1 pseudogene is annotated in these 354 nt (G+C 46.9%); it reads right to left on the bottom strand.

Annotation, left to right across the window (positions count from 1 at the left end):
* A pseudogene (locus AAEZ03_RS26310) lies at positions 1-354 on the bottom strand (tryptophan synthase subunit beta); the annotation flags it as partial.

Raw genomic sequence — 354 nt, forward strand, 5'->3', positions numbered from 1 at the left:
TCTTGAATCTGTCCGTCATCATCTGCCATTAGGTAAGTACGATTGCCGTGCAATACACCAATACGACCAGCTGCTAGTGGCGCTGAATGACGACCTGTTTCGATACCATCACCTGTCGCTTCGACACCATACATTTTGACATCAGTATCATTTAAGAAGTCAAAGAACAGACCAATTGCATTTGAGCCACCACCGACACAGGCGACTAGGGCATCTGGTAATTTGCCAGTCATTTGCAAATGCTGAATGCGCGCTTCTTTACCGATAATCGCTTGGAAATCACGCACGAGTAGCGGATAAGGATGCGGGCCAGCGACCGTACCAATAATGTAATAAGTGCTATCGACATTGGTG

Origin of the sequence: Pseudomonas sp. HY2-MNA-CIBAN-0224, from assembly GCF_040310285.1 — a bacterium.
GTDB lineage: Bacteria > Pseudomonadota > Gammaproteobacteria > Pseudomonadales > Pseudomonadaceae > Aquipseudomonas > Aquipseudomonas helleri.